Source organism: uncultured Campylobacter sp. (assembly GCF_938017615.1).
Taxonomy (GTDB): domain Bacteria; phylum Campylobacterota; class Campylobacteria; order Campylobacterales; family Campylobacteraceae; genus Campylobacter_B.
In genome coordinates, this window is the sequence record NZ_CALIJA010000149.1 from 1 (window position 1) to 3002 (window position 3002).

Annotated in this window: 3 protein-coding genes; all 3 read right to left on the bottom strand. The window is 49.5% G+C overall.

All coding sequences use genetic code 11. The annotated features are described in order from the left end of the window. Positions 1–307: 307 nt before the first annotated feature. Positions 308–1354, bottom strand: coding sequence for an alpha/beta fold hydrolase (locus tag Q0620_RS07655; protein ID WP_298784238.1), 1047 nt, complete (start codon positions 1352–1354; stop codon positions 308–310). 67 nt (positions 1355–1421) lie between these two features. Continuing rightward, positions 1422–2009 (bottom strand): NUDIX hydrolase, encoded by a 588-nt coding sequence (locus tag Q0620_RS07660; protein ID WP_298784240.1) that lies wholly within the window; start codon positions 2007–2009, stop codon positions 1422–1424. Then, the coding region (locus tag Q0620_RS07665) for a DUF1002 domain-containing protein (protein WP_298784242.1) at positions 1994–3002 on the bottom strand (1009 nt) is incomplete at its 5' end. The genes Q0620_RS07660 and Q0620_RS07665, both read right to left, overlap by 16 nt.

The following is a 3002-nucleotide window of genomic DNA, read 5'->3' on the forward strand; positions in this document are numbered from 1 at the left end:
GAGATAAAATTTCACAGAATTTTATCGCGGCTAAAATACGGCGTCGCGATCGGGCGCAAATTTTAGTTTGAAATTTGCAGCACCTTCGCGCTAGAAAGAATTTAACGCTACAAAATCGGCTCTATATTTGGCAGCTAACGGCGCATAAATTTTGATTTGAAATTGCGCCCCTTGTTTTGGCGCCGTGTTTTGCCGCTATAAAATTTTATGAAATTTTACGACGACCTAACCCGCGCGGAATTCTACGTAAAATTTTAAAATTTAGCGGTCGAATTCTGCGTAAAATTTTACGCCGAGCCCCGCTAGATTAGCGTAGCCGCTCTTTTAAAATTTTCCAAATACCGGGCATTGCCAGCAGTCCGTTGTGGCGCGCGGCGGCTATTTCGTAAAATAGATCGCCCGCCTTAAGAGATCCTGCAAGATCATACGAGTGATGCACCGGTATCAGCTCGTCGGCGGTGCCGTGTATGAGCGTGATCTGCGTGCCGCGTGCCGCTTGCAGAAATTCCGCGGTCGGAATCTTGTAGCGGATCAAAAATTTCGGCACGAAGGGGATTTTTTCGTGCGCAAGCCGCTCGAAGCTAAAATATGGCGCGAGCAAGATCAGCCGCGCCGCGTCCCACTTCGCGGCCTGCTGCGCCGCGATGCCGCTTCCGATCGAGTAGCCGATCATCGCGAGCTTACCTGGCGAATGCTGCGCTAAAACGTAGCGGCTCATCGCATCGGCGCTCGCAAAAAGCTGCTGCTGCGATGAAATTTTGCCGTCCGATTTGCCGTAACCCGGGTAGTCGAAAATATAAAAATCGTATCCCAAAGCCGCAAAATCCGCGCCGTATGCGCCCCAGCCGCTCACGTCGCCGAAGTTGCCGTGAAAGAACAAAATCGCGCCTTTGGGCTCTGCCGCGCTAAATTTCAGCCCGTTTATCACCCCGCCCCCAAACGGGATATTGATCTCTTGAAATTTTATCGCAGCGACGTTTGCGTTATTGCCAGTAGCGGCGTTTCCTGCGGCGTTTTTGCCGCCGCGCTCGGAGCTAGTTTGAGCGTTTTTGTTTTTGATCTCACCCGCTGCGGCGCCGTTTTCCTTTACGCCGCCAATCGCCGAAGCGCTTTCGTCCGCGACGCCATTTATCGCCGCGCCATTTTGCGTAGCGGACATCGATGCCTCTAAATGCTCGCCGTTCTCTGGCGCATTCGCAAGTCCCGCAAATTCGGAATTTTCAAAGCTAAATTTAAAATTTTTATCCAGCGGCTCGCCCAAAAATATCAGCCGCTCCTGAAAGATATAAAGTCCCGCTAGCACGCAGACATAAACACACGCCGCGATAACGCACAGCCTAAGTAAAACCCTCATCGCCGTCCTTTAAATTTAAAGCCGAGGCGCAAAAACGCGCGATGGCACACGAAATTCCATCTCGCCGCTAAGCTTTAAACTCGCTCAAAAACCATTGAAATGCCAAGATCAGCCCCGGCGCGCGCACGATCTTCTCGTCAAACATAAACTCTCGCGCCTTGGCCGCAGGCAGGTAGAAAAGCTCGATCTTCTCGCCGTCCACGCCGCCGCCGCGACCTAGCTTCATCGATTCGTCGATACACGCGAAGTATAAAATTTGGCGGTTTGCCGCAAAGCCCAGGGCGCTGTAGTAGCTCGTGATAAATTTCAGATCTTTCACGGCATAGCCTGTCTCTTCGAGCACCTCTTCGATCGCCGTTTGCTCCTCGCTGATGCCCTTGTCCAAAATGCCCGCGCAAAGCTCGTAGGTGTAGCCCTTTTCGGGCGAATTTATTAAATTTTCCTCTTGATAAAACCACACGCTGGGGCGAAACTGCTTGACGAGCAAAAGCGCGTTGCGCTGCGTATGGTAGAGCAAAATCGAGACGCTATCGTGCACCTTGACGCAGTCCCACGCGCGCGCTACGCCGTCCATCTCAAAGCTCAAGCGAAAGGGTTTAACGAAATTCGAGCTTTTAAGCTCGGAAATTTTAAAATTTTTTATAGTAGTATCCACGTCGCAAGTCCTAAAAAGCTAAAAAATCCCACGATATCCGTTACCGTGGTAAGCAGCACGGAGCTGCCGACGGCGGGGTCGATATTTAATTTTTTAAGCGTGATCGGAATGACGGCGCCAAAAAGCCCCGCAAGCGTTAAATTTAGCACCATCGACATCGCAATCACCAGCCCCAAAAGCTTAATGCCGAACCAAAAATATGCCACAAACCCCATCAGCGTGGCAAAAATGAGACCGTTTATGAAAGCGATCGTGATCTCGCGAAAGAGAACCTGCTTTTTGTCTTTAAACGCTATCTCGCCCAAGGCTAGGCGGCGCACAGTTACCGTAAGCGCCTGCGTGCCGGTGTTGCCGCCCATGGAGGCGACTATCGGCATAAGCACGGCAAGTGCGACGTAAGCTGCGATCGTCTCATCAAAAAGTCCGATGATAGATGAGCTAAAAAGTGCTGTTAGTAAATTTACACCAAGCCAAACCGCACGGCCACGACCCGCTTTAAATAGCGTATCGTCCTCTTCTGACTCGTCATCAACGCCAGCTAGGTTATAAATTTGCTCTGTTGCGCTCTCTTGGATGTAGTCGTGGATATCATCATACGTGATACGACCAAGCAGTATGCCAGTACTACTTGTAACTGCGATAACGTTTAGATCGTACTCTTGAAACATATCAGCGACATCTTGCATGAGATCCATATCGTTTGCCATGTGAGGCTTGTAGTGGTCGATCTGGGTTGATTCGATATTTTGTTTTAGCGTCTTTGTAAAGTCTTCGTTATTAAGAATATCGCTCTTTGAAAGATTGAAGGCGAAGTTGATGATGACATTCACTTGATTACCTGTAACGACCTGATCTAGTTTATAGTTCTTTAAGGTATCTTCAACAATCTTACGGACATCATCTTCTGTAAGTTCACCCTTAGACTCTTTGGCTTTCGCAACTGCAGCCTTAATATCAGCGAGGGCTACGTTCAGTTTATTGGCATCATAGCCT

Excerpts from the sequence above, each read along its gene's own strand:
- Q0620_RS07655 (WP_298784238.1), bottom strand. The coding sequence starts at position 1,354 with ATGAGGGTTTTACTTAGGCTGTGCGTTATCGCGGCGTGTGTTTATGTC.